20 protein-coding genes are annotated in these 23,318 nt (G+C 67.9%); 11 read left to right on the forward strand and 9 right to left on the reverse strand.

Features of this window, described 5'->3' with window-relative positions; translation table 11 throughout:
- Positions 1-9: 9 nt before the first annotated feature.
- The 5 genes from J4H92_RS06025 to J4H92_RS06045 all read right to left on the reverse strand — a co-directional run bounded on the left by J4H92_RS06025 (position 10) and on the right by J4H92_RS06045 (position 4,003).
- Positions 10-711 (reverse strand): helix-turn-helix domain-containing protein, encoded by a 702-nt coding sequence (locus J4H92_RS06025; RefSeq protein ID WP_279550072.1) that lies wholly within the window; start codon positions 709-711, stop codon positions 10-12.
- A 45-nt stretch (positions 712-756) separates the two neighbouring features.
- Positions 757-1,815, reverse strand: a complete 1,059-nt coding sequence (locus J4H92_RS06030) for a ketopantoate reductase family protein (RefSeq protein WP_208097142.1) — start codon at positions 1,813-1,815, stop codon at positions 757-759.
- Entirely contained in the window at positions 1,812-2,123 is a 312-nt protein-coding gene (locus J4H92_RS06035; RefSeq protein WP_208097144.1) for a Dabb family protein, read from the reverse strand. The genes J4H92_RS06030 and J4H92_RS06035 overlap by 4 nt, the downstream gene beginning before the upstream one ends.
- On the reverse strand, positions 2,120-3,202 hold the full coding sequence (locus J4H92_RS06040) for a 2-dehydropantoate 2-reductase (RefSeq protein ID WP_208097146.1): 1,083 nt from the start codon (positions 3,200-3,202) through the stop codon (positions 2,120-2,122). The genes J4H92_RS06035 and J4H92_RS06040 overlap by 4 nt, the downstream gene beginning before the upstream one ends.
- Positions 3,203-3,280: 78 nt before the next feature.
- Positions 3,281-4,003, reverse strand: a complete 723-nt coding sequence (locus J4H92_RS06045) for an SDR family NAD(P)-dependent oxidoreductase (protein WP_208097149.1) — start codon at positions 4,001-4,003, stop codon at positions 3,281-3,283.
- A gap of 432 nt (positions 4,004-4,435) precedes the next feature.
- Between J4H92_RS06045 and J4H92_RS06050 the strand changes: the two genes are divergently transcribed.
- A complete protein-coding gene (locus J4H92_RS06050) occupies positions 4,436-5,560 on the forward strand; it encodes a zinc-dependent alcohol dehydrogenase (RefSeq protein ID WP_208097151.1) in 1,125 nt (374 codons plus the stop codon).
- A 27-nt stretch (positions 5,561-5,587) separates the two neighbouring features.
- Here J4H92_RS06050 and J4H92_RS06055 read toward each other — a convergent pair whose 3' ends face one another.
- The gene (locus tag J4H92_RS06055; protein ID WP_208097153.1) at positions 5,588-6,034 is read right to left on the reverse strand and encodes a VOC family protein; all 447 of its coding nucleotides are present in this window, start codon (positions 6,032-6,034) and stop codon (positions 5,588-5,590) included.
- A 225-nt stretch (positions 6,035-6,259) separates the two neighbouring features.
- Between J4H92_RS06055 and J4H92_RS06060 the strand changes: the two genes are divergently transcribed.
- From J4H92_RS06060 to J4H92_RS06080, 5 genes are all read left to right on the forward strand, one after another.
- Complete coding sequence (locus tag J4H92_RS06060) at positions 6,260-7,039, forward strand: SDR family NAD(P)-dependent oxidoreductase (RefSeq protein WP_208097155.1); 780 nt, start codon at positions 6,260-6,262, stop codon at positions 7,037-7,039.
- Positions 7,040-7,120: 81 nt separating this feature from the next.
- Entirely contained in the window at positions 7,121-8,185 is a 1,065-nt protein-coding gene (locus J4H92_RS06065) for a 2,3-butanediol dehydrogenase (protein ID WP_208097157.1), read from the forward strand.
- Between the two features lie 265 nt (positions 8,186-8,450).
- The gene (locus tag J4H92_RS06070; RefSeq protein ID WP_208097159.1) at positions 8,451-9,473 is read left to right on the forward strand and encodes an ABC transporter permease; all 1,023 of its coding nucleotides are present in this window, start codon (positions 8,451-8,453) and stop codon (positions 9,471-9,473) included.
- Positions 9,474-9,529: 56 nt separating this feature from the next.
- A complete protein-coding gene (locus J4H92_RS06075; protein ID WP_208097161.1) occupies positions 9,530-10,636 on the forward strand; it encodes a substrate-binding domain-containing protein in 1,107 nt (368 codons plus the stop codon).
- Positions 10,637-10,719: 83 nt separating this feature from the next.
- The gene (locus J4H92_RS06080) at positions 10,720-13,221 is read left to right on the forward strand and encodes an ATP-binding cassette domain-containing protein (protein WP_208097163.1); all 2,502 of its coding nucleotides are present in this window, start codon (positions 10,720-10,722) and stop codon (positions 13,219-13,221) included.
- 2 nt (positions 13,222-13,223) lie between these two features.
- On the opposite strand, the gene J4H92_RS06085 is transcribed toward J4H92_RS06080, so the two are convergent.
- Complete coding sequence (locus tag J4H92_RS06085) at positions 13,224-14,294, reverse strand: alkene reductase (protein ID WP_341783014.1); 1,071 nt, start codon at positions 14,292-14,294, stop codon at positions 13,224-13,226.
- 350 nt (positions 14,295-14,644) lie between these two features.
- Here J4H92_RS06085 and J4H92_RS06090 point away from each other — a divergent pair, with 350 nt between their 5' ends.
- From J4H92_RS06090 to J4H92_RS06100, 3 genes are all read left to right on the forward strand, one after another.
- Positions 14,645-15,874 carry an MFS transporter gene (locus J4H92_RS06090; RefSeq protein ID WP_243752028.1) on the forward strand — a complete coding sequence of 410 codons (1,230 nt, stop codon included), beginning with the start codon at positions 14,645-14,647 and terminating at the stop codon, positions 15,872-15,874.
- Between the two features lie 58 nt (positions 15,875-15,932).
- On the forward strand, positions 15,933-17,045 hold the full coding sequence (locus J4H92_RS06095) for a ketopantoate reductase family protein (RefSeq protein ID WP_208097165.1): 1,113 nt from the start codon (positions 15,933-15,935) through the stop codon (positions 17,043-17,045).
- A gap of 131 nt (positions 17,046-17,176) precedes the next feature.
- Complete coding sequence (locus tag J4H92_RS06100) at positions 17,177-18,556, forward strand: M24 family metallopeptidase (protein WP_208097224.1); 1,380 nt, start codon at positions 17,177-17,179, stop codon at positions 18,554-18,556.
- Positions 18,557-18,697: 141 nt separating this feature from the next.
- On the opposite strand, the gene J4H92_RS06105 is transcribed toward J4H92_RS06100, so the two are convergent.
- Both J4H92_RS06105 and J4H92_RS06110 read right to left on the reverse strand, forming a co-directional pair.
- On the reverse strand, positions 18,698-19,459 hold the full coding sequence (locus tag J4H92_RS06105) for an SDR family NAD(P)-dependent oxidoreductase (protein ID WP_208097167.1): 762 nt from the start codon (positions 19,457-19,459) through the stop codon (positions 18,698-18,700).
- A gap of 58 nt (positions 19,460-19,517) precedes the next feature.
- Positions 19,518-20,399, reverse strand: coding sequence for a sugar phosphate isomerase/epimerase family protein (locus J4H92_RS06110; protein ID WP_208097169.1), 882 nt, complete (start codon positions 20,397-20,399; stop codon positions 19,518-19,520).
- Between the two features lie 267 nt (positions 20,400-20,666).
- On the opposite strand from J4H92_RS06110, the gene J4H92_RS06115 reads away from it, so the two are divergent.
- Positions 20,667-21,734, forward strand: a complete 1,068-nt coding sequence (locus J4H92_RS06115; RefSeq protein ID WP_208097171.1) for a sugar ABC transporter substrate-binding protein — start codon at positions 20,667-20,669, stop codon at positions 21,732-21,734.
- A gap of 84 nt (positions 21,735-21,818) precedes the next feature.
- The gene (locus J4H92_RS06120; protein ID WP_208097172.1) at positions 21,819-23,318 is read left to right on the forward strand and encodes a sugar ABC transporter ATP-binding protein; all 1,500 of its coding nucleotides are present in this window, start codon (positions 21,819-21,821) and stop codon (positions 23,316-23,318) included.

Here is a 23,318-nt window from a genome sequence, read left to right on the forward strand (position 1 = left end):
GGCGAACCCTCAGCCGCGGAAGGCGCGCAGAACGTCGACCGCCGAATTGAGCTCCCCCGTCGCGGATTCCTTCGACGTCTCCTCGACGCCGGTGGAGGCTCGCTGCAGAGCGGAATTGCGTCCGGTGATGTACCAGATCCCGACGGCCGGCTCATCCGCATGGTTGACGAACATGTGGGGGCGTTGGGATTCGAGGGCCGCGGAGTCGCCGGCACGGATGATGTGCGTCTCGAAGCCGAGGTGCAGGGTCAGCTCGCCGCTCAGCATGTAGATGTGCTCGACGCCGAGATGGCGCATGAGACGTCCCTCGACCGAACTCGATCCCCGCGGCTGGTAGGTCACTCGCAGAGCCTCGACGTCGACGGCGTCGAGCACCGCGAGCTTCTCCCAGCGCACCCCGTTCTCCATCTCGAGCACCGGGTGGTCGTCCGCATGGATCTGCTGGTAGATCTGCCCGCCCACCGCGGCCTGCGCCGCCGCGGGCGTCTCGACGGCCGCCGCGGCCGGATCGGCTCGTCCCAGCAGGGTGTCGGTCGAGACGCCGAGGTGCGAGACCAGGGCGTAGAGCGTGCTGACCGAGGGCTTGGTCTTGCCGGTCTCGACCTGGGAGAGGAGGCTGGGGGATACGCCGATTGCTGAAGCCAGCGAGCGGAGGCTCATCCCTTGGGCTTCGCGCGCTGCTCGCAGGCGCGGTCCAAGGTCTTCGGACATCGTGATTCCCTTCGTACCGTCGACGACGGTGGTATTCGTGTCAGTCTATTCCAGAAGCCCGCCCCGACGCGGTACCGACGGGAAGTCCGTCGTCTTGTCGAGTAGTATTCCGAGGTTTTCGGTGCCGGCCGGCCGTTCCCCGCGCTCGATCCGTCGCGCGAGCTCGAGGATCCGGGTGTTCGACGGCGCCCGATCCGCGTCGAGCACGTCGAGCACGGTGCCGTTGATCTCCTCGATCTCCGCGCGCCGCCCCTTGCGCCAGTCCTGCAGCACCGTGGTCAGCGTGTCCGGGAGCGTGTAGTCGGAGAGGACGATGCCGAGGAGGTACTCGACGTAGCGCTCGCGCGTCAGGTGATCCGCGCGCACCTCCCCGTCGAATATGGGGACGATGCTGCGGCCGTCCGCGAGTGCGGCGTCGAGGGCCTCGTGGCCCGCCTCCAGCATGAAGTCGTGCATGCCCGGGAGCGCGATCGCCTCGGCGAGGGGGAGATCCAGGATCGCCGACGGAACCAGCTCGCAGGAGTTCGCCACCAGCTTCATCCACTTCGCCGAGCGGATGTCGTCCACGATCACGATGCTCGCAGCGGGGGAGAGCACCCTGGCGGCCTGCTCCGCACGGGCCTGGGAGGCGGGGGTCTCTCCGCCGAGCGCCAGCCACATCGGTGCCTGCTGCTCGATGTCGCCCGGGTCGAACATGTTGGCTGCGACCTCGATGACGCAGCCGATGGCGCGATCGGCCCCGAAGACCTCGCGGACGGTGTCGAGCGTCATCCCGTTCTGGACGGCGACCACGGCGCCCTCGGCGGCCAGGTGCGGCCGCAGCAGTTCGCAGGCCCATCGGGTGTCGTAGGCCTTGACGCCCAGCACGATCAGGTCGAACTGCGGTGCCGGCTCGGCGAGCTCGCAGAGGTGCAGGATCGGGAGGCGCGTCGTGCGCGCACCGTCCGCGGTGCGGACGGTGAGGCCCTGCTCCCGAACGGCCTCGACCTGCGCGGGCCAGGGATCGATCGCCGTCACGTCGGCGCCGGCCTCGACCAGTGCGGCGGCGATGGCGCCGCCGTTCGCACCCGCTCCGAAGACGGCGATGCGGGGGGAGGCGGTCATCTCGGCGCTCCGGCTTCGTAGTCGACGACGGACTTGTCGGTCACCAGCGCCCCGACGATCGTCAACGCCGCCTGATGAGCGGGGTGGACCTGATAGGCGGCGAGCGCCTCGAAGGAATCGTGAAGCGAGATCAGCACGGCATCCCAGTGGCCGGGGACCGCGCCGTCATCGATGCCGATCTCGAGCGAGCGCACCCCGGGGACGACCTCCGCGAGCGGCTCCAGGGCTGAGCGGAGCTCCGAAGCCGCCGCCGCCCGGCCCTCGGGGTCCCGGGCACGGAAGCGGAACGTGACGACATGCCGGATCATCGACCGACCCCCCGGTTCGCGGTCCGTGCTCGAGCGGGCACGAGCACGGGTTCTCTGACGATCTCCCGCATGAGTGCGGCGTTCGCGAGGCTCGGAACGAGTTCGCCGCGTTCGATGCGTTCCCCGATCCGCAGGATCGCCTCGTTCACCGGCGCCTTCCCGCCCAGGCGCTCGCGCAGCTCGACGATGTACCCGTTGAAGCCGTCGAGTTCGGCGCGACGCCCCTTCTGCCAGTCCTGCAGCACCGCCACGCGGGTGTCGGGCAGTGAGAACGACTCGAGCACGGCGTCGAGGAGATCGAGAGCGTACTGGTCGGAGTCCGGCACCTCATCGGCGGTCTTGCCGAAGATGGGCAGCATCGTGATGCCCGCGTCGATCGCGAGCTGGTAGGCCTCGCGCGCCGCGAGATCCATGACCTTTCGCATATCCTTCTCGCCGACCGCGGTGAGCAGGGGGACTCCGAGTATCGCGGAGGGCAGCATCTCGGGAATGTTGGCGATGAGCTTCATCCACTTCGAGGAGCGGATGTCATCGGACACCTCGGTCGTGCCCGCGTGGCTCAGCGCCGCGACCACTGCCTCGAGTTGAGGCGTGCGCTCACCGTCGAGCGTGCCGACGGTGAACCACGTGCCCTCCGGCGGCACCTGCCTCACCACCGTGCCGGGTTCGAACACGTTCGCAGCGATGCCGAGCACCGCTCCGATCGTGCGCTCGGACCCGACGACCTCGGCCACCACGTCGATCGTCATGCCGTTCTGCAGCCCGACGATCACGGAGTCCTCGTGCAACAGCGGCTTGATGAGCTCGACCGACCAGCGGGTGTCGTAGGTCTTCGTCGAGATGAAGACGATGTCGAAGGGCTCTCGCAGCTCCGCCACCTGGGCGAGGTGATAGGCGTTCACCTCGGTGACCTCGGTGCGGTCGGGCATCTGCACGGTCAGGCCGTGCGCGCGCATCGCCTCGATATGGGCGGGCCACTGATCGATGAACGTGACATCGAGTCCGGCACGCACCATATCCGCGCCGATCGACGCCCCGTTCGCGCCGGTGCCGAGCACCGCAATCCGCTGATCGTTCACTCGTCCACTCCACCTCGCCGTGCTCGGAGCCGTTCACTCAAAGTAAACAAGATCATACACGGCTGATCCATCGGAGGGCTATTGCGCCGTGTAGCCGCCGTCGAGCACCAGTTCCGCGCCCGTCATGTAGCTCGACTCGTCGCTCGCGAGGAACAGCGCTCCGTTGGCGATCTCCCGCGGCGAGCCCAGACGTCCGAGCGGCGTCTGCGCCAGCACCCCCGCGGTGATGTCGGCATCCTGTGCGGCGATCAGCGGGGTGTCGATGAGGCCCGGATGCAGCGAGTTGCACCGGATGCCGTCGGAGATGTACGAGAGCGCGACGTTCTTGCTCAGCGAGCGGACGGCGGCCTTCGAAGCGGTGTAGGCGGCCACGCCGGCGGCTCCCGCGATGCCCCAGATGGAGGACGTGTTGATGATCGAGCCGCTCCCCTGCTCCCGCATGACCGGGATGACGGTCCGGCAGCCGTAGAAGACGCCGTTCAGGTTCACGTCCACCACCTGGTTCCAGTCCTCGAGCGCGATCTCGGCGACGGCCTCGTAGGCCTTGACGATGCCGGCGTTGTTGAAGAGCACGTCGATGCGTCCGTGCTCTCGGACGATGTCGGCGACGGTGCTCCGCCACTGGGACGGGTCGGTCACGTCGAGTCGGACGAAGGCGATGGAGTCGGCGGCATAGGGGTCCGTCGCCGTGATGTCGGCGGCGTAGACGATCGCTCCCTCCTCTGCGAAGCGCTCTGCGGTCGCCCGTCCGATGCCTCCGGCCGCGCCGGTGACGAGTGCGATCTTTCCTGCGAGTCTCATGGTTCCTCCTCAGTGAATGGTGCTGGCCGGGCCATCCGAGTGTTAAGCGTTGGTGTTCATGCGTGGACGACGCCGGCGGGGGTCGGCTCTGACTCTCGCGATACTAGTGCTCACAAGCGCAGAACGCACGAGAAAACAAGAAAGAGGCGCGTATGCGGCCGATATGCAATCGTTCGCAAAATTGAAATATGATTGTGTTATGTTACTCGTTGAGCTGCAGTGCTGCACATTCACGTACGTCACTGCTATACAACATCTGGATTGACGCATGCGAGGTCAGGTCATGAGGGCATCTTCCCAACTCACCCCGACGGGATGCTCGTCCGGCGCCTCTCGCGCGTCCGGGAGGCGAGCGGAGGACTCGGCTCTGCGCGGGGCGCAGTGCTCGACGACGTGCCCAGAGAACCCCCCGAGCGATAGGAACTCCGAGAGATGACCATCACCACAGACGCGGTGCCCGACACGATGCGCGCAGCTGTGTATCACGGCAACCGCGATATCCGCTTCGAGACGGTGCCCGCGCCCTCCGCCGGGCCGGGGGAGCTGCTGCTCCGCACCGGCACCGTGGGGGTCTGCGGCTCCGATCTGGGCGAGTTCGCCCACGGTCCCCTGCAGCACCCCGTCGAGGTCGCCCATCCGCACACCGGCCATCTCGGCCCGATCGTGCCGGGCCACGAGTTCTCGGGCACCGTCATCGCGGTGGGCGACGGGGTGAGCGACGAATGGGTCGGCAAGACCGTCGCCTCATGCGGCTCGGTGTGCTGCGGCGAGTGCGGTCCTTGCCGGAGGGGGGAGTCGAACCTCTGCACCACCTACAGCGGTGTCGGCCTCCACCGCAACGGCGCCCTCGGCGAATACGTGAGCACCCCGGTCGAGGCCTGCATCGCGGTCGATGAGCTGGGGCTCTCGATGGACGAGGCCGCCCTCTGCCAGCCGATGGCGATCGCCGTGCACAACGTGCGGCGCGTCGGCGACGTGAACGGCGAGACCGTTCTGCTCACCGGTGCGGGCGGGATCGGCGCCTTCCTGGCGTACGTGCTCACGCAGCTGGGCGCCAAGGCGATCGTGGTGGATCGCGATGAGCGCCGTCTGGCCATAGCCGAGGAGCTCGGGGCCTATCGCACCGTGCTGGTGGACGGCGCGGACGATCGGGCGCGCATCCGGCAGGCCGTGGAGGGCGAGGACGTGCGCCTCTTCCTCGAGGCGACCGGAGTGCGCCCGGTGCTCGACACCGTGCTCGCGATCTCGCCGAAGGGTGCGCGCATCGTGGCCATCGGCATTCAGCACGCGCCCGTCGAGATCGATCTCGCGGCTCTCACGCTGATGGAGAAGACGCTCATCGGCTCGAACGCCCTCGTCCGGGAGGTCGACTTCCCCATCGCGGTGGATCTGGTCGCCCGACGCCGAGGGCGCTGGAGCATCGTGGCACCGCGCGTGCTGCCGCTCGACAGGCTGGTCTCGGATGCCCTCGTGCCGATGAGCGAGGGCCGAGCCAGCGCGATCAAGATCCTCGTCGATCCGTCGGCCGCCGAGATCCGCGACAGCGAGACCGGCTGAGAACCGTCGAGCGCCTCGGCCGGGCGCTCAGCGAGGCCACTGCCAGAGTTCCAGCTGCACGCCGTCGGGGTCTCGCAGATACGCCCACTGGGAGCCGGCGAGTGCTCCCTCGGAAAGCGTGACCGGGGGCGCGTTGAACACCGCGCCGCGTTCGGTGAGCGCGCGGTAGGCCTCCTCCATGTCGTCCACTTGGAAGCAGAGGTGCGCGGCGCCGACGTCGCAGTTGCGCAGCGAGAAGTCCTCGCCCTCCGGCGCCGTGTACTCGAGGAACTCGATGCGGGTGGAGCCGACCTCGATCATCGAATAGTCGAGCACTGCTCCCGGCACTTCGACGCCGGCTTCGAGCTCGGCGCCCTCGTTGTGATTGACGGGCCCGTGCTCGAGCCCGAACATCGTGCTGTACCACTCGAACGATCGCTTCATATCGCGTACGGTGATGCCGACGTGGTGGAGGCCTTCGACGCTGAAAGACACGGTGAACTCCTTTGTGTGACGATTGGATCTACACTGCCAGTGAACACGATTCCGCGCCGGTGTTCAATCCCCGGCGCGGCACGGCCGCACCGCGGAGACGTCATTCGATCCGAGAAACTGGGAGATTCCGGACACGCTCGCCAAGAACGTTGAGTTTAGTTATAGTGAACGCTGAAGCCGGTTCGCACCATGCGCCGGGAGCGCGGAGAACAAAGGAGTTTGCATATGGCGGGAAGACTCGAGAACCGTACGATCGTCGTCACGGGGGCCGGATCCGGCATCGGCGCGGGCATCAGCCGCGGCATGGCCGCGGAGGGGGCCAACCTGGTCGTCTCGGATCTGAACGGGGAGTCCGCGCAGACCGTGGCCCGGCAGATCGTCGATGCGGGCGGATCGGCCATCGGGGTGCAGGCGGACGTGACGGACCGCGAGAGCGTGCGGGCGTCGATCGCAGAGGCGGTGAAGGAGTTCGGGCGCATCGACGCCTACTTCAACAACGCGGGCATGAACGCACCGCTCAAGTTCCTCGACATCACCGAGAGCAACTTCGAACTCATCATGAGGGTGAACGCCCTCGGCGTGCTGATCGGCACCCAGGAGGCGGCCGAGCAGTTCCTGGCGCAGGGCTCGCCCGGCAAGGTGATCAACACCGCGTCGATCGCCGGGCGCACGGGCTTCCCCAACTTCGCGCCCTACAGCGCCGCGAAGTCCGCGGTCATCTCGCTGACTCAGGCGGCGGCTCGCGCCCTCGCCGAGCACCGCATCACCGTCAACGGCATCGCGCCCGGAGTGGTCGACACTCCGCTGTGGATCAAGCTCGACGCCGATCTCGAGGCGATCGGCGAGGGCGACTCCGGCTTCGCCTCCATGGCCGGTGACATTCTCCTCGGCCGGGCGGCGACGCCCGAGGATCTGATCCCGACCGCGGTCTTCCTGGCTGCGCCGGACTCGGATTACATCACCGGCCAGATCATCCCCATCGAGGGCGGGATGATCCTGGTGTGAATCGGCGTCGAGCGGGGAACCGGGCCGGACGGACCGAGCTCGGGGATCTTTGAATCGAAGAGCGACGAAGGAGCATTGTCGATGAAAGCCGCTGTCTTCTACGGGGCGCACGATATCCGTGTCGAGGACGTGCCGGAACCGGACCGGGTCCTGGCGCACGAGGTCCGCCTCCGGCCCATCTGGTGCGGGATCTGCGGCACCGATCTCCACGAGTACGCCCAGGGTCCCATCGTGATCCCGAGCGAGGAGCCGCATCCGCTGACCGCCGCGTCGGCTCCGCAGATCCTCGGTCATGAGTTCTCGGCGGAGGTGCTCGAGATCGGCTCCGCCGTGACCGGCCTGCGGGTGGGGCAGAAGGTATCGGTCATGCCGCTCATCTTCTGCGGCACCTGCTACCAGTGCCGCCGCGGCCGCGGTCATCTCTGCGCCACCATGGCCTGCGTCGGACTGAGCTACCGGTGGGGAGGCATCGCGGAGCAGTGCGTCGTCGCCGCCTCGCAGGTGACTCCCCTCGCGGAGACGATGTCCGACCTGCAGGGAGCGCTCGTCGAACCGACCGCGGTCGCGGCCTATGGAGTGGATCGTGCGGGAGTCCGCCCCGGCGATGCCGTGCTGATCACCGGGGCCGGGCCGATCGGGGTGCTGGCCTCGCTGTACGCCGCGTCGCTGGGCGCCCAGGTGTTCATCTCCGAGGTGAATCCGAAGCGGCTCGAGCTCGCGCGGAGCCTCGACGTGGGCGAGGTGCTGGATGCAGCGGTGGTCGACATCGCGGGCGAGCTCCGCGACCGCACCGAGGGCGTGGGCGTCGACGCGGTCGTCGAGTGCTCGGGCAACGAGCGTGCGCTGCAGACGGCTCTCGCGGCCGTCCGGGCCGCGGGGCACATCTCGCAGACCGGTCTGCACACGCGACCGGCCGTGATCGACCCGATGGTGCTCTCCGAGCGCGACATCACCCTGGGCGGGACCTGGTGCTTCCCGACGACCGATTGGCCGAGGATCATCGACCTCATCGGCCGGGGGCGGCTGCCCGTGGAGCGGGCCGTCAGCGCCCAGGTCCCGATCGATGAGGTGGTCGGCGGGTTCGAGACGCTGCTGGATCCGTCGGGGGATCAGGTGAAGATGCTGCTCCAGGCCACCCCCGGCTGAAGCAGCTGCCGCCCCGGTGCCGAGCCGCGGACAGATCGTTAATATATGCTAAACATCTTGCAGAGATCACTGGTGCAGGGATTGCTCTCAATATCGGCATAAACCGCTTGAAATCAAAGCTAGATCGACGACTAGGGTAACGATCCCGCATCGAAGTTGCGTTTAGTTCTTCTGTACTTATGTATGTTCTTGTTGCCAGGCGTAGAGTTTTGCTCAACGCGTGCGGGTGCTTCGGCCGCTCGCAGAATCTTTCAAAGGAGAAACGATGACGTCAGAGGCCTCTGACCGGCGAGTGCTCTCGAGCTCGCGGATCCAGGTGTCGCAGGGATTCGTCACGATGCTCATAGCACTGGTCGCGCTGGTCGCTCTCAGCGTGTTCGTCGCACCGTCGAGTCTCACCCCCGGGGTGCTGCTCGGCATGATCCCCTTCGCGGTGGTGCTCGCCGTCGCGGGACTCGGGCAGATGCTCGTGGTGCAGCAGGCGGGGATCGACCTCTCGGTCCCGGGAGCCGTGTCGATCGCGGTGGTGCTGATCACCCACGTGCCCTACGGCGACTCCGGAAAGCTCGGCATCGCGGTGCTCCTGTGCATTCTCGTCGCCGTCGTGAACGGGCTCGTCAACGGCATCCTCGTGGGCATCCTCGGCCTGAACGCGGTGATCACGACGCTCGGCACCAACGCGCTGCTCTTCGGCGCGATCCTCGCGATCTCGGGCGGTGTGCCGCGCACGACCACCCCGCTGCTCGCCGACGTGATGTCGGGCAGCCTCCTCGGCGTCCCGAACACGGTGATCCTGCTGGCTCTCACCCTCCTCCTGGTGTCGCTCCTGCTGAAGAGGACCCCCGCGGGGCGCCGCTTCGAGGGCGTCGGCGCGAGCCCGTCCGCGGCCAGAGCAATGGGCATTCGCGTGCGCACCCACAAGGTCGGCGCCTACGTGGGGGCGCAGCTGCTCTACGCGTTCGCGGGCATCATTCTCGGCGGTGTCGTCGCGCAGCCGACGGCCTACCTCGGCAACAACTACCTCCTCCCCTCCGTTGCCGTGGTCGTGCTGGGCGGCACCTCGCTGCTCGGCGGCCGGGGCTTTCCCGTGGCCACCATCGTCGCGGCGGTGTTCCTGACGCAGCTCGAACAGTTCTCGCTCGCCCTGGGAGTCCCCTACGCGGCGCGGACGCTCATGCAGGCGGCCGCGCTCGTCATCGGCGTCGCCATCTACACCGTCAACTGGGGCGCGGTCCGTCGCTGGATCGCGTCCCGCGGAGACCGCTCCGCCCGCCCGGTCTCGGCGTGATCGGACCCACCAGACCCTCGTCACCACAAGCGACTGCACACGAAAGGAAACACATCATGAGGTTCAACAAGAAGAGGCTCGCGGTAGCGGCTGCGCTCGCCACGAGCGCACTGCTCCTGTCCGCATGCTCGAGCGGCGATGGCGCCGAGGAGGCCGCGGGCGACGGAGCGGGCAATAACGCCGACACGCCGGCATGGTGCGGCCCCGATGAGGCCACGCTGACCTTCCTCGACGGCTTCGGCGGCAACGGCTGGCGCATGATCGCCGCCGAGACCGGCCGGATGGAGGCCGGAACCTGCCCGAGCATCACCGACTTCGAGTTCATCGACGGGCAGGGCGATACGCAGAAGGCCATCTCCGACATCAACGGCGCCGTCGCGACCGGAGCGGATGCGATCGTCGTGCACACCGCCTCGGGCGAGGCCATCCTGCCCGCGCTGCGGTCCGCATTCGAAGCCGGCATCGTCACGGTGCCCTACCGCGACAGCCCCGGCGGCGAGGCCGGTACCGACTACGACGAGTACGTCGCGGCGGACTACGTCGAGGACGGGCGCACCTGGGCGCGCTGGATCGAGGAGCAGTTCCCGGACGGAGCCAAGATCCTGTTCCTGAGCGGCCCGGCGGGCACCAGCCAGGGCATCGCCGAGCACGAGGGCCTCACCGAGGTGCTGAGCGACGAGAAGTACGAGTTCATCGGAGAGCAGCCGTTCGAGATCACCGAGTGGGATCCGGCGAAGACGCAGCAGGTGCTCACCGCGGCGATCGCCAAGCACCCCCAGATCGACGTGATCGTCTCGGACTTCGGCCCCTCGCTCGTCGGTGCGCTGCCCGAGTTCGAGAAGAACGGTCGTTCGATCCCGGCGCTGGCGGCTTCGGACGGCAACGTGCTCGGCTGCTTCTGGGAGGACCACCAGGAGACGAGCCCCGATTTCAAGATGATGACCATCAAGACCGGCACCGACAACATCCGGCTCGCGGTGCAGCACGCGGTCGCCCGCGCGACCGGCGGCGAGATCCCGGCGGAGACGCTGTACGTCGGGGGCGTGTTCGAGGACTCGACCTCCGAGGACAAGCCCGTGCAGTGCGAGCGGGACCTGCCGGACGACATCTACCTCTCCTCCGCGCTGAGCGGCGAGGAGCAGGCCGCGCTCATCGGCGGCTGACGGCCGACCGGGTCTGCGGAGGCCCCGCCGCCTCCGCAGACCCGACCCAGATACCCGACTACGTTTCGATAGGGAACCATAACGTGCAGCAGAGCGACGCCAATCCGCAGACGCCGGTCATGTCTCTCCACGAGATCGACAAGAGCTTCTCCGGTGTACCGGCACTCACCGACGTGTCTCTCAACATCTATCCCGGCGAGGTCCACGCGCTTCTCGGCGAGAACGGAGCGGGCAAGTCGACGCTCATGAACGTCGCAACGGGGTCGCTGAAGCCCGATGGCGGCTCGATCGTCGTCGACGGCGAGGTCTTCGAAGCGCTCGACCCGACGCAGGCCACCGCGCTCGGGATCGCGATCGTCCACCAGCACCCCGCGGTGCTCCCGGACCTGACCGTGCTCGAGAACCTGCGCGTGGCGCTGCCGCCGTCGGTGTTCTCGGGAAGACCGGTCGGGCAGGTCGTCGATGAACTGCTCGGCCGGGTGCGGCTCGACGTGCACCCCGCCGATCGCGTGGAGAACCTCAGCGTCGCCCAGAAGCATCTGCTCGAGATCGCCAAGGCGCTCGCACTGCACCCGAAGATCCTGGTGCTCGACGAGCCCACGGCTCCGCTCGGCAGCGAGTCCGTCGAGATGCTGTTCGACCTCGTGGCCGAGTGGACGTCGGAGGGGACGGCGATCGTCTACATCACCCATCGCATGGCTGAGGTGCGTCAGCTCGCCCAGCGGGTGACCGTGCTGCGCGACGGTCAGGTCGCCCGTGCGGACGCGAGCATCGCCGACGTCACCGACGAGGACATGCTCGCGCTCATCGTCGGCAGGCGGCTCGCCTCCGCATTCCCCGACAAGCGCAGCGGCGGCTCGGACGAGTTCAACCTCGTGGTGGACAACCTCAGCGGAAACGGCATCCAGGGCATCTCCTTCTCGGCGCGGCCGGGCGAGATCATCGGGATCGCAGGCGTCGTGGGGAACGGCCAGGAAGAGCTCATGCGCACGCTGGCCGGCCTGGCCCCCCATGACGGCAGGGTCGTCATCGGCGGTCGCGAGATGAGTTCGGGTGACCTCCTACGAGCCTCCGAGTACATGCCCGCCGACCGGCACCACGAGGGTCTGATCATGCGTCTCACGGTGCGGGAGAACGCGGCGATCTCCGCGCTCAAGCGCTTCCGCAAGGGGCCGCTGCTCAGCCGGCGGCGGGAGGTGGAGATCGTCACCGACCAGCTTCGCGCCCTGGCGGTCAAGGCTCCCTCCCTCGACGCCGACGTCTCCTCGCTCTCCGGGGGCAACCAGCAGAAGGTGGTGATGGCGCGCACGGTGCTCGGCGAGCCGAAGCTCGTGCTGGCGCACGAGCCGACCCAGGGGGTGGACGTCGGCGCGCGCGCCGAGCTCTACCGCATCATCCGCGAGATATCGGCCCAGGGCACCCCGGTGATCGTCGCCTCGTCGGATGCGAAGGAACTCGAGGGGCTCTGCGATCGGGTCATCGTGCTGTCTCGAGGACAGCTCGTCGTCGAACTCACCGGCGACGAGATCCAGGAGGAGCGCATGGTGCACACGGCGGTCACGTCGAGAACCGAGAGCCTCCGGACCGTCGTGAAGACGCGGAGCGGGTCGAGCAGGCTGTCGCGCTTCCTCCAGGGCGACTACGCGCCCGTCGTCCTGCTCGGCGCGGTGATCCTCGGGTTGGCGGCCTACATCCTCGCCCAGAACGACAAATACCTGAACGCCTTCAACGTCTCCTCGATCCTGACTCTGACGGCCGCGCTGGGCTTCATCGCGCTCGGCCAGACCCTGGTGCTGCTGCTCGGCGGCATCGACATGTCGGTGGGGCCGCTCGCGGGACTGCTGGTCGTCATCGCCTCCTTCCACTTCTCGGGCGGTGCGCAACTCGGATCGATGCTGCTCGGTCTCGCCGCCATGATCCTGGTCTCCGTGGCCACCGGCCTCGTCAACGGCTTGTTGATCAGATATCTGAAGTTCACCGCCATCGCCGCCACGCTGGCCATGTACTTCGCGCTGCAGGGCTTCAGCTTCATCCTGCGGCCCACCCCGGGCGGGAACATCGATCGGGCGGTGTCCGACATCATCCAGTTCAAGATCCTCGACATGGTCCCGGTCGCGTTCCTGCTGCTCATCGCTCTGACCGTCGGACTCGAGTTCGCGCTCAAGAGGAGCCGCTGGGGATGGAGACTCCGGGCAGCCGGATCGGACGAGGCCAATGCGCGCCGCGTCGGCGTCAGGATCAACCGCACCGTGATCTCGGCCTATGTGCTCGGCTCCCTCCTGACCTTCCTCGGGGCGCTCATGCTGATGGCGCAATTGGGCGTCGGCGATGCGTCCCAGGGGGTGAACTACACGCTGACCAGCGTGACGGCGGTCGTGCTCGGCGGCACCAGCCTCTTCGGCGGCAGGGGCACCTTCGTCGGAAGCCTGCTCGGTTCCCTCCTGCTGGTGCAGGTGCTGAACGCGATGTTCTTCCTCAAGCTGGATCAGGCCTGGCAGTACTATCTGCAGGGACTCATGATCCTGGTCGCGGCGGTGGTCTACTCCGTCGTGCGGGCCCGTGTGAAGCAGCGGGTCGCGGCCTGATATCAGGCGCTGAGGAGAGGATAGTCGGTGTATCCCTTGGCGCGGTCGATCCCCGGATCCCAGTAGAAGGTGCGCGGGTCCGGGGCGTTCAGCTCCGCGCCGAGCCTGATGCGCTCCGGCAGATCGGGAGTCGCGAGGAAATCGCGTCCGAAAGCGATCGCGTCTGCGGATCCCGCAGCCATGAGCCGGGCTCCGTCCTCGGCGCTCATCTCCTCGTTGGCGATCACCGGCCCTCCGAACAGCTCTTTCAGCCGTGGGAGCTGACTGTCGTCCGCCTCGATCTCCCGGACGAACAGGAAGGCGATCCCGCGCCGCCCGAGCTCTTCGGCGACGTGCCCGAAGACAGCCGGAGCGTTGCTGTCTCCCATGTCGTGCTCCTCGCCCCGCGGGCGGAGGTGCACCCCGACTCGATCGGGCCCCCAGACCTCGCTCACGGCATCGGCGATCTCGAGCAGGAACCGAGCCCGGTTCTCGACGGATCCGCCGTAGCGATCGCCGCGACGATTCGTGCTGTCCTGCAGGAACTGGTCGATGAGATATCCGTTCGCAGCGTGCAACTCCACTCCGTCGAAGCCGGCTCGCCTCGCGTTCAGCGCGCCGCGGCGAAAGTCCTCGACGATGCCCCCGATCTCATCAGTCGTGAGCTCGCGCGGCACCGAGTACGGTCGGTGCGGGCGGAGACGCCGCACCCGACCCGTCGCCGGGATCGGACTCGGCGCGACCGGGAGCCGCCCCCCGAGCAGTTCAGGGTCCGAGATGCGGCCGCAGTGCCACAGCTGCAGGAGGATGCGCCCGCCGGCGGCATGCACCGCATCGGTCACCTGCCGCCAGCCGAGCACCTGCTCCTCGCTCCAGATACCGGGCGTTCCGAGGTAGCCGGCGGCGTCGGAGCTGACGATGGTCCCCTCCGTGATGATGAGCCCCGCGCCCGCGCGCTGACGGTAGTACTCGGCCGCGAGCTCGTCGGGGACGCGATCCTCGCCCGAACGGCAGCGGGTCAGCGGCGCCATGACGATCCGATTCGGGAGCGTCCAGGGCCCGATGGTCAGAGGCGTGAACAGCGTGTCGGTCACGGGGTCTCCTTCGCGGTGGTGCGGCGGCGATGCTCACAGCGGAGGAGCGCGGTGACGGCTGCTCGGCGCGGGTACGGTGACAGTGTAGCGAGCCGGGAAGCATTGTTCTACTGAACTTTACGATTCTGCTTCGGGAGATGTCGCGAGCGCCGCACTCGATGAGCCGCTTAACCCTCCGAACAGGGCTTTTGCGGATCACCGAGCATTCTTTCCGCGAAGCAGATATGTTTGTTGATGATTAACATTCGGCCGCGTCCGTGCGTCCCGCCACGGGGCGCAGACCGATCCGCGCGTCGCGCCGGCGTGGCTGATCGGCTATCGGCGCAGCGCGGCGGAGAAAGCGGGACGCGATGATGAACGGGCAAGGCGGGGACGCGGGACGCGCGAGGCAGCGCGCCCTCATCGCCGCACTGGTGTGCGGTGCGTTCGGCATCGGCGTGAGCGAGTTCCTCGTGATGGGCCTCCTGCCCGAGATCGCCCAGGATCTCTCGCCCGTGCTCTACGCGGCCCATCCGGAGGCCGCGATCGCCGCGGCCGGTGGCATGGCTTCCGGATACGCGCTCGGCGTGGTGGTCGGCATGATCGTGACCCCCATCGTCCTGCGCCGCCTCTCCGAGCGCTCGATCGTGGCGATCTGCGCCGCGGCGATGCTGGTGCTCACCCTGCTCACGGTGCTCTCGCCGAATCTGCCCGTCGCCGTGGTCCTGCGGTTCCTCTCCGCGCTCGCGCACGCGTCCTATGTGGGGCTCGCCTCGCTCATGGCCGCGAGGGCACTCGGCTCGCGGCACCATGGCCGCGGCGCGGCCATCGTGGTCGGAGGACTCACCATGGCGAACGTGGTCGGGGTCCCGCTGCTGACCGCCTTCGGCGCCGTCACCGGGTGGCGGATCGCCCTCGGGGTGTGCGCGCTGCTGTTCGCGGCGCCGCTCCTCGCGCTCGCGAGGATCGCGCCCCTGGCGGCTGAGACCGCGGCGAAGCATCCGGAGCGGTCGCGCGCCGGCGGACCCTGGCGGCTCGTGGTCGCGATCGTCCTGGTGACGAGCCTCGCCAGCGGAGCGTTCGCCATCACCACCTTCGTCGCGCCGATCTCGTTGCACGCGCAGGGCCCGTCGCCGGTGATCTCGGTGGCGGTGCTGATGCTGGTCTTCGGCATCGGCATGAATCTCGGCAACTTCGGCGGCGGCGCGGTCGCGGACCGCTCGGCCCCGCTCACGCTGCTGCTCGGCGCCGCGGCGGGCGCCGGGGGAGCCCTGCTGCTGCTCCCCGGCGGCATGTCGGGTGGATTCGCCGGCGCGGGCGTCTTCCTGGTGGGCGTCGGGCTCGGCGCGCTCACGCCGAGCGCTCAGGTCATCTACGTGAGGCTGGCGCAGCGCCGTCCCCGACTCGCGGCGTCGCTCGCGCCCGGAACGATCAACCTCGGCAGCTTCGTCGGCGCGCTGCTCGGCGGCATCGGCCTGGCCGGTGTCGGCGCGCAGGCCGTGGTCTGGGTCGCTCTCGCGCTCTTCGGCCTGGGCCTGGCCCTTCAGCTCTTCCGCAGCGTGACCGGAGATCGTTTGGCTGCACCAACCTCCTCCGTTTAGTATTGGTAAACGTTGGTATTGAGTTCGAGCAGCTGCTGCAAACAGGAGGTACGCCCAGATGAGCGACACACAGAACGCCTCGCTTCGCGTCGCCGTGCTGGGCACGGGGGCGAACGGCTCGATCATCGGAGCCGACCTCGCGAACGCCGGGGTGGACGTGACCTTCATCGACCAGTGGCCGGCGAACGTCGAGGCGATCCGAGAGCACGGCGTGCGCGTGCAGTCGGCGGGGGAGACGACCACGACCCGCGTGCCCGTTCATCACCTGTGCGAGGTGGCCGAGCTGCGCGAGCCCTTCGACGTGGTCCTGCTGCTGGTCAAGGCCTACGACACCCGCTGGGCCGTCGAGCTCATCACACCGCTGCTGCACGAGGACTCGGTGGTGGTCGGCGTGCAGAACGGCATGACCGCGACCGAGATCGCCGACATCGTGGGAGTCGAGCGCGCCCTCGGCGCGGTGATCGAGGTCACTTCGGCGATGTACACGCCGGGTGTGGTCGAGCGGCACTCCGCGCATGAGCGCTGCTGGTTCGCGATCGGCGCGCTGGACCCCGCAGCGGCGCATCACGTCGCACCGGTGGCCGATCTCCTGCGCAACGTCGGTATCGTCGAGGAGACGGACGACATCCAGTCCGCGAAGTGGATGAAACTGGTTCTGAACGCCGCCGAGCTGGTGACCTCGGCCAATCTCGACCTCTCGATCTCCGATTGCGCCCGTTTCGAGGGCATGCGCGAGGTGATGCTCGAGGCCGGCAACGAGGCGATCGCCGTCGCGCAGGCTCACGGATTCAGGATCCGCCCCATCTTCGGGATGGAGGGCGATGCCGCGGAGGATCCCGGCAGCTATGTCGCGACGATCCTCGACGAACTGGTGGCGAACTACATCCTCCCGCACTCGCGTGCCACCGTCCTGCAGGACTGGATGAAGCATCGGCGCAGCGAGGTCTTCGAGATGAACGGCGAAGTGGCGCGGATGGGCAGGCGGCACGGTGTGCCGACCCCGGTGAACGACGCGGTCGTGGAGGTCGCGAGGAAGATCGAGATCGGTGAACTGACGCCGAGCACCGCGAACGTCGCGCTGATGCGCCAAGCGCTCCGCGAGCCGGTGACCGTGCCGGCGCGCGTCCGAGCCGAGCCGGGGAGGCGGGAACGGCCGCTGCAGTCCCTCTGATCGCCGCGGCCCGCTTCGTGCACCGTCAGCTTGCATGTGCGTTCAGAAAAGTTTAGTCTTACTTAACAGGTGAGTGACTGGCCTCTCGCGTTCCGGTGAACTGAATCAATGAAGACAAGGGTGTGGTGAAGATGCCGATTCCTACTTTTGGTACGAACGATGTCGATTGGGAGCAGCGGATCGACCGCGACGTGCTGCGAGCCGGCCGGGTTGCGAAATTGCGGGCGGAACTCGAGAAGAGCGATCTCGGCGCCCTCCTGGCCTTCGACTTCTCGAACATCCGCTACATGTCCGCGACGCACATCGGGACCTGGGCCATGGACAAGGCGATACGATTCTCGCTCATCACGCGCAACAGCGATCCGATCGTCTGGGACTTCGGCTCGGCGGCCAAGCACCACGACCTGTACAACCCGTGGTTGCACACGACGACGACGGAGATGGACGCCGACCCGCACGCTCCCCATCACGGTGCGGTGCGACCGCGAGCGGAGTCCGGCGCCCGGGCCGGCATCTCGACGCTGCGAGGCGCGTTCCACCCCGACGCGGGCATCGCGGAGGAGGTGGCGCGCAAGATACGACGAGAGCTCGAGAAGTTCGGACTGCTGAACGAGCCGCTCGGCGTCGATCTCATCGAGCTGCCGATCCTCTTCGCCCTGCAGCAGGCCGGGATCACGGTCGTCGACGGACAGCAGACCTTCTTGAACGCACGCGCCGTGAAGATGAAGGAGGAGATCCAGCTCCTCACCCAGGCCGCATCGATGGTCGACGCGGCCTACGACGAGCTCTACCGGTTCCTGAAACCGGGGGTCAGGGAGAACGAAACGGTCGGACTCGTCTCGAAGGTGCTCTACGACCTGGGGTCCGAGTACGTGGAGGGCGTGAACGCGATCTCCGGCGAGCGCTGCTCGCCCCATCCCCACGTGTACAGCGACCGCCTGATCCGACCCGGCGACCCGGCATTCTTCGACATCCTCCACAGCCATCAGGGCTACCGGACCTGCTACTACCGCACCTTCGCCGTAGGGTCGGCGTCGACGGCGCAGGTCGACGCCTACAAGCGCGCACGAGAGTACATGGACCGCGCCATCGCTCTGGTGAGACCCGGCGCGACGACCGCCGACATCGTGGCGGTCTGGCCGAAGGCGGAGGAGTTTGGGTTTCCCGATGAAGAGGCGGCGTTCGCGCTGCAGTACGGCCACGGCGTCGGTCTGTCGATCTGGGAGAAGCCGATATTCTCGCGCCTGGTCTCGTTCGAGCACCCCGAGGAGCTCAAGGAGGGCATGGTGTTCGCGCTCGAGACCTACTGGCCCTCCGCCGACGGCATCGGAGCCGCGCGCATCGAGGAGGAGCTCGTGGTGACCGCGGACGGGTGCGAGGTCATCACCAAGTTCCCGGCGGAGGAACTGCTCGTCGCCGGCCCGAAGTACCACGCGGTCGGCTTCGATCTCTCCACGCTGCGCGACTCGCAGTCCCACCTCAACACGGTGTGGGGACGAGGGGAGGCCTGAGCCCGCCACCGCGGCGCGGGGAGCCCGGGTCGGGCATCCCCGTGCCGCGGGCGGGGCATCCCAGGACGACGGGACGGTGCCGAACCGCGATCCGCGGTCTGCGGCCCGACGGAATCCGACTCTCCCGGCTCGGGGCCCGCTCTACTTCGCGGCCAGATACCCTCCGTCGGCGACGATGGTCTGCCCGGTGATCGCGCTCGAGTCCTCCGTGGCGAGGAAGGCCACCACCTTGGCGATGTCCTCCGGGGGCATGAGCCTGCGCTGAGGAACCTGCGAGAGCCAGGTCTCGATGATCTGCGGGTCGCTCGCGCCGACGCCGTCCAGAATGGGCGTCGCGGAGTATCCGGGCGCCACGGCATTGACGCGCACCCCGTGCGGCGCCCACTCGACGGCGAGGGTGCGGGTCGCCGCGATCACGCCGGCCTTGGACGAGTCGTACCCGACATGGACCTCGGGACGCACGCCGGCGAATGCCGCGATGGACGAGAAGTTCACCACCGAGCCCTTGCTCTCGATGAGCGCGGGGCCGAATTCGCGGCATGCGGTGATGGTGCCGAGGAGATTGACCTTGATCACCCGCTCGAGCGTCTCGTCGGTGACGGAGAGGCTCGCGGCCTGCTCGGCGATGCCGGCGGCGTTGACGAGCGCATCGACCCGCCCGAACTCGGCGAGCACCCGTTCCGAGAGGAGTCGCAGCCCGGCGGGATCCGCGACGTCGACGTGGAAGGCGCGCGTGTCGCGACCGTGACGGTCGCCGATCGCCGCCGCCGTCTCCCGCCCGCCCAGCTCGTTGACGTCGGCGATCGCGATCCGGAATCCGCGTGACGCGAGTTCCTCGGCGGCGGCGGCTCCCAGCCCCTGCGCGGCCCCGGTGACGACGGCGACCCTCTCGTTGCCTCCCATGCGATGCTCCTGTCTCTGGCGCGGGTGTGCTCGTTGCGTTCTCGGGGCGGGCCGACGTCTAGACGCCGTCGCGGTCCGCGGCCGCGAAGACCGACTGCGCGGCGCGAATGGCCGACGTCACCTCATCCTGCAGGCTCTTGGCCCGATGCTCCTCCGAGAGGATCTCGACGCCCCAGGGACCGGAGAAGCCGAGTTCGCGCATGACGTTGATGAAGCGGGGCACGTCCCAATCTCCCTCGCCGGGGAGGCGCCGCTGGTCGACGGTGTCGTCCCAGAGCTGCTCGTAGGGGGGCGAGGGCTCGAGCGCATCGTTCAGCTCAACGGCGAACAGGTAGTCCGGGTTCATGTCGGTGAGGAGGTCGTCCGGCGTGTTGCCCGCGCGGTAGACATGCCAGATATCGACGATGATGCCGCCGTTCGAGTTGCCGACATCGGTGACGAACCTCGACCCCTCGCCGATGGTGGAGAAATTGGTGAAGGGAAGCGCTTCCATGGCGATCCGCGAGCCGACTTCGCGCGCCTCGTCCGCGAGTAGATCGAACTCGGTCGCCATGACCGAGAGGTCCACGTCCCTGGAGAACATCTTCCCGGCGACCTTGATCGTCTGGGCGCCGAGAGCCTCGGCCGCCTCGAAGAGCTCGCGACGCACCCGATCCGAGGCTTCGCGCTCCTTCCCGGAAGTCCACCAATCGCCCAGGAACTCCACCTCGACGAACTCCAGCCCGGACGACCTGATCTCGGAGCCGAGCCGCTGCAGGCCGATGGTGCGCCTCGTCTCGATCAGATCGGCATGGACGAGGCCGATGCCGCTCCAGCCGGACTCGGCGACGGCGCGCACGCGCTCCAGGATGTCGAAGGGGGAGCGCTCGTCCTCGGTCTGCGGGGCTGCATCGCCCGCATGGGTCCAGCAGGATGCGAGCAGCGGTGGGGTGGATGACATCGATGGGCTCCGATCTCTTCATCGAGAAGCTGCGAATACGACGAATTCAACCTGACTGTACATGCGTACACGTACGGATACAAGGTTCGCCGGGAAATCAACCGAAGCAAGCCTTTCCGTCAAAGCTCTAGCCAGAATGTAAAGTTCTGCTATACGCTGTCCGGTGGAAGCGGACACGCTCCACCATCGTGCCCGGTCGACGACGCCCGCGAGCAGCGCCGGAGGCCTTGGGACGAAGACTGAGATCGTAGACAAAGGAGTTCTCTCATGTCAGTGGTATCCACACGCGCCCGGGCACGACGGATCGCGACCGGCTTCGGTCTGGTGCTGGCGGGAGGGCTCGCACTCGGCGGGTGCACGAGCGCGCCGATCGGATCCGGCGAAGGCCAGGGCGCCGCCGACGGCGGCGCGGCGAAGATCGGCGTATCGGGCATGTTCCTCACGGATCCGTTCCAGGTGGTGATGATGGATCAGATCGCCGCCGCTGGCGCCGCCGCCGGTGTCGATATGCCGCCCGCGACGAACGCCGACGGCGACTCGGCGAAGCAGATCACGGACATCCAGAATCTGATCACGCAGAACGTGGAGGGGCTCATCGTTGCGCCGCTCGACAAGGACGCCATCATCCCCGCCATCGAGCAGGCCAACGCGGCCGACATCCCGGTGGTCACGGTCGACATGGGCGCCAACGGCGGCGAGGTCTACATGATCGTTCGAGCGGACAACTACGCGATGGGGGAGAGCGGGTGCGAGGCGATGGCCGGGGAGCTCGGCGGGCGGGGCACGATCCTCAACCTGCAGGGGGATCTCGCGTCGACGAACGGGCTCGATCGCTCCGACGGTTTCACCGACTGCATCGAGGCGAACTACCCCGACATCGAAGTGATCTCCCGCCCGACCGACTGGAAGGCCGAGGAAGCGGTCACCGCGGCGCAGACGGTGGTGAGCACGACGGAGATCGACGGCATCTTCCTGGCCAGCGATTCGGTGATGGCGGACGGCGTGCAGAAGGTCCTCGAGAACCTGGGCAAGTGGGCTCCCGCGGGCGAGGACGGCCATATCGTGATCGCGAGCATCGACGGCACCCCGCTGAGCCTCGATCTCGTTCGCAGCGGCCACTTCGACGCCGTGATCTCGCAGCCGGTCGACATGTACTCGAAGTACGCGGTGCAGTACGTGCTCGATGCGCTCGACGGGAAGACCTACACGCCCGGTCCCACGGAGCATGGGAGCGAGATCGTCGAGATCGACGGCATCCTCTCCGACAATCTGCCCTCGCCGACGGTGACGAAGGAGAACGTCGAGGACGGCGCGCTCTGGGGCAACAACGCCTGATCGGCTGCGAGGGGCGCGGCCGTGCGCGACCGTGCGCGGCACCCCTCTCGGCCGTCGTCGGCGACGAGCGAGGAGTAGGGACCTATGAGCGAGCATAGCGATGACATCGCCATCGCCATCGAGGGTGTGACGAAGCAGTACGGACCCACGACGGCGCTGGACGGAGTGAGCCTCCGCATCAGGAGGGGGCGTTCCTGCGCGCTCCTCGGCCGCAACGGGGCGGGGAAATCCACCCTGATCGCGGCGCTCACCGGACTGGTGCGGGCGGACTCCGGCACCATCTCGGTCCGCGGCGACGCCGACGGCGAGATCGAAGGCCCAGGAGGCCACTCCATCGCCTGCGTCTACCAGAAGAGCACGCTGGTGAGCGAGCTCACCGTGGCCGAGAACATCTGGCTCGGGCGCTATCCGAGAAACCGCCTCGGGCTCGTCGACTGGCACCGGATGCGAGCTGACTCCCTCGCCTATCTCGAGGAATGGGGCATCGGGCACACCGTCGACCTGCCGGTGGAGGCGCTCGAGCCCATCGAGGCCAAGATCGTCGAGGTCTGCCGAGCCCTGTCGAGAGGCCCGAGGATCCTGCTGCTCGACGAGCCGACCGCCGGGCTGGATGAGGCGGGGTGCCGAGAGCTCTTCGAGAAGATCCGGCTGGCGCGGAGCCGCGGGGTCACCATCATCTACGTCTCCCACTATCTCGAGGAGGTCTTCCAGGTCTGCGACGAGGCCGTGATCCTGCGCGACGGCCGGGTCGTGCTGGAAGCCGATACGGCAGATCTCACCGTCGAGACGATCGTCGACGCCATGGTGGGAGAGGTGGACGGCCGTCCCGGCCACGCCGCGCGGGATCTCCCGGAGGAGGTCCCCGAGAGCCGGCCCGTCGTGCTGGACATCGACGGCGCGGTGATCGGGGAGGTGTCCGCCAGCACGCGAGTGCGCCGGGGCGAGATCCTCGGCTTCACCGGGCTCGACGGCGCTGGACACGTCAGGATCGCCGAGGCGATCGTGGGCGCGCAAGCCTTGGACTCCGGGCGCATCAGCGTCGGCGGCACGAGGGTGCCGCGCGGCGTCGATGGCGCCATCCGAGCCGGCATCGGCTTCGTTCCGGAGGACCGGCACAGAAGCGGTTTCGTGCCCGATCTCTCGGTCGAGGAGAATTCGACGCTCTCCGCTCTGAGGCTGCTCAGGAACCGAGCCGGACTGATCGACGAGCGACGACGGCGCACGAAGTACGAGGAGCTGGCGGGGGAGTGGGAGATCAAGGCCTCCTCTCCGGAGCAGCGCACCGCCGAGCTGAGCGGCGGCAATCAGCAGAAGGTGGTGATGGCCCGGGCGCTGGCGACCGACCCGGACATTCTCGTGCTGATCAACCCGACCGCGGGCGTCGACGTGCACGCGCGGTCATCGATCTATACGACCATCCAGGAGCTCGCGCTCGCCGGACGCACGGTGGTGATCGCCTCCTCCGACGGCGTCGACTTCACGATCGCGCATCGCGTGATCGTGATGTTCCGAGGCCGGCCGCACGCGGAGCTCGCGGCGGGATTCTCGGAGAAGCAGCTCGCCGCGGCCGTACAGGGCGAGTAG

Source organism: Leucobacter weissii, from assembly GCF_017565745.1.
Taxonomy (GTDB): Bacteria; Actinomycetota; Actinomycetes; order Actinomycetales; family Microbacteriaceae; genus Leucobacter; species Leucobacter weissii.

Excerpts from the sequence above, each read along its gene's own strand:
- J4H92_RS06025 (WP_279550072.1), bottom strand. The coding sequence starts at position 711 with ATGTCCGAAGACCTTGGACCGCGCCTGCGAGCAGCGCGCGAAGCCCAA.
- J4H92_RS06050 (WP_208097151.1), top strand. The coding sequence starts at position 4,436 with ATGACCATCACCACAGACGCGGTGCCCGACACGATGCGCGCAGCTGTG.
- J4H92_RS06105 (WP_208097167.1), bottom strand. The coding sequence starts at position 19,459 with ATGGGAGGCAACGAGAGGGTCGCCGTCGTCACCGGGGCCGCGCAGGGG.
- J4H92_RS06060 (WP_208097155.1), top strand. The coding sequence starts at position 6,260 with ATGGCGGGAAGACTCGAGAACCGTACGATCGTCGTCACGGGGGCCGGA.
- J4H92_RS06110 (WP_208097169.1), bottom strand. The coding sequence starts at position 20,399 with ATGTCATCCACCCCACCGCTGCTCGCATCCTGCTGGACCCATGCGGGC.
- J4H92_RS06065 (WP_208097157.1), top strand. The coding sequence starts at position 7,121 with ATGAAAGCCGCTGTCTTCTACGGGGCGCACGATATCCGTGTCGAGGAC.
- J4H92_RS06115 (WP_208097171.1), top strand. The coding sequence starts at position 20,667 with ATGTCAGTGGTATCCACACGCGCCCGGGCACGACGGATCGCGACCGGC.
- J4H92_RS06030 (WP_208097142.1), bottom strand. The coding sequence starts at position 1,815 with ATGACCGCCTCCCCCCGCATCGCCGTCTTCGGAGCGGGTGCGAACGGC.
- J4H92_RS06090 (WP_243752028.1), top strand. The coding sequence starts at position 14,645 with ATGATGAACGGGCAAGGCGGGGACGCGGGACGCGCGAGGCAGCGCGCC.
- J4H92_RS06100 (WP_208097224.1), top strand. The coding sequence starts at position 17,177 with ATGCCGATTCCTACTTTTGGTACGAACGATGTCGATTGGGAGCAGCGG.
- J4H92_RS06035 (WP_208097144.1), bottom strand. The coding sequence starts at position 2,123 with ATGATCCGGCATGTCGTCACGTTCCGCTTCCGTGCCCGGGACCCCGAG.
- J4H92_RS06095 (WP_208097165.1), top strand. The coding sequence starts at position 15,933 with ATGAGCGACACACAGAACGCCTCGCTTCGCGTCGCCGTGCTGGGCACG.
- J4H92_RS06120 (WP_208097172.1), top strand. The coding sequence starts at position 21,819 with ATGAGCGAGCATAGCGATGACATCGCCATCGCCATCGAGGGTGTGACG.
- J4H92_RS06070 (WP_208097159.1), top strand. The coding sequence starts at position 8,451 with ATGACGTCAGAGGCCTCTGACCGGCGAGTGCTCTCGAGCTCGCGGATC.
- J4H92_RS06045 (WP_208097149.1), bottom strand. The coding sequence starts at position 4,003 with ATGAGACTCGCAGGAAAGATCGCACTCGTCACCGGCGCGGCCGGAGGC.
- J4H92_RS06075 (WP_208097161.1), top strand. The coding sequence starts at position 9,530 with ATGAGGTTCAACAAGAAGAGGCTCGCGGTAGCGGCTGCGCTCGCCACG.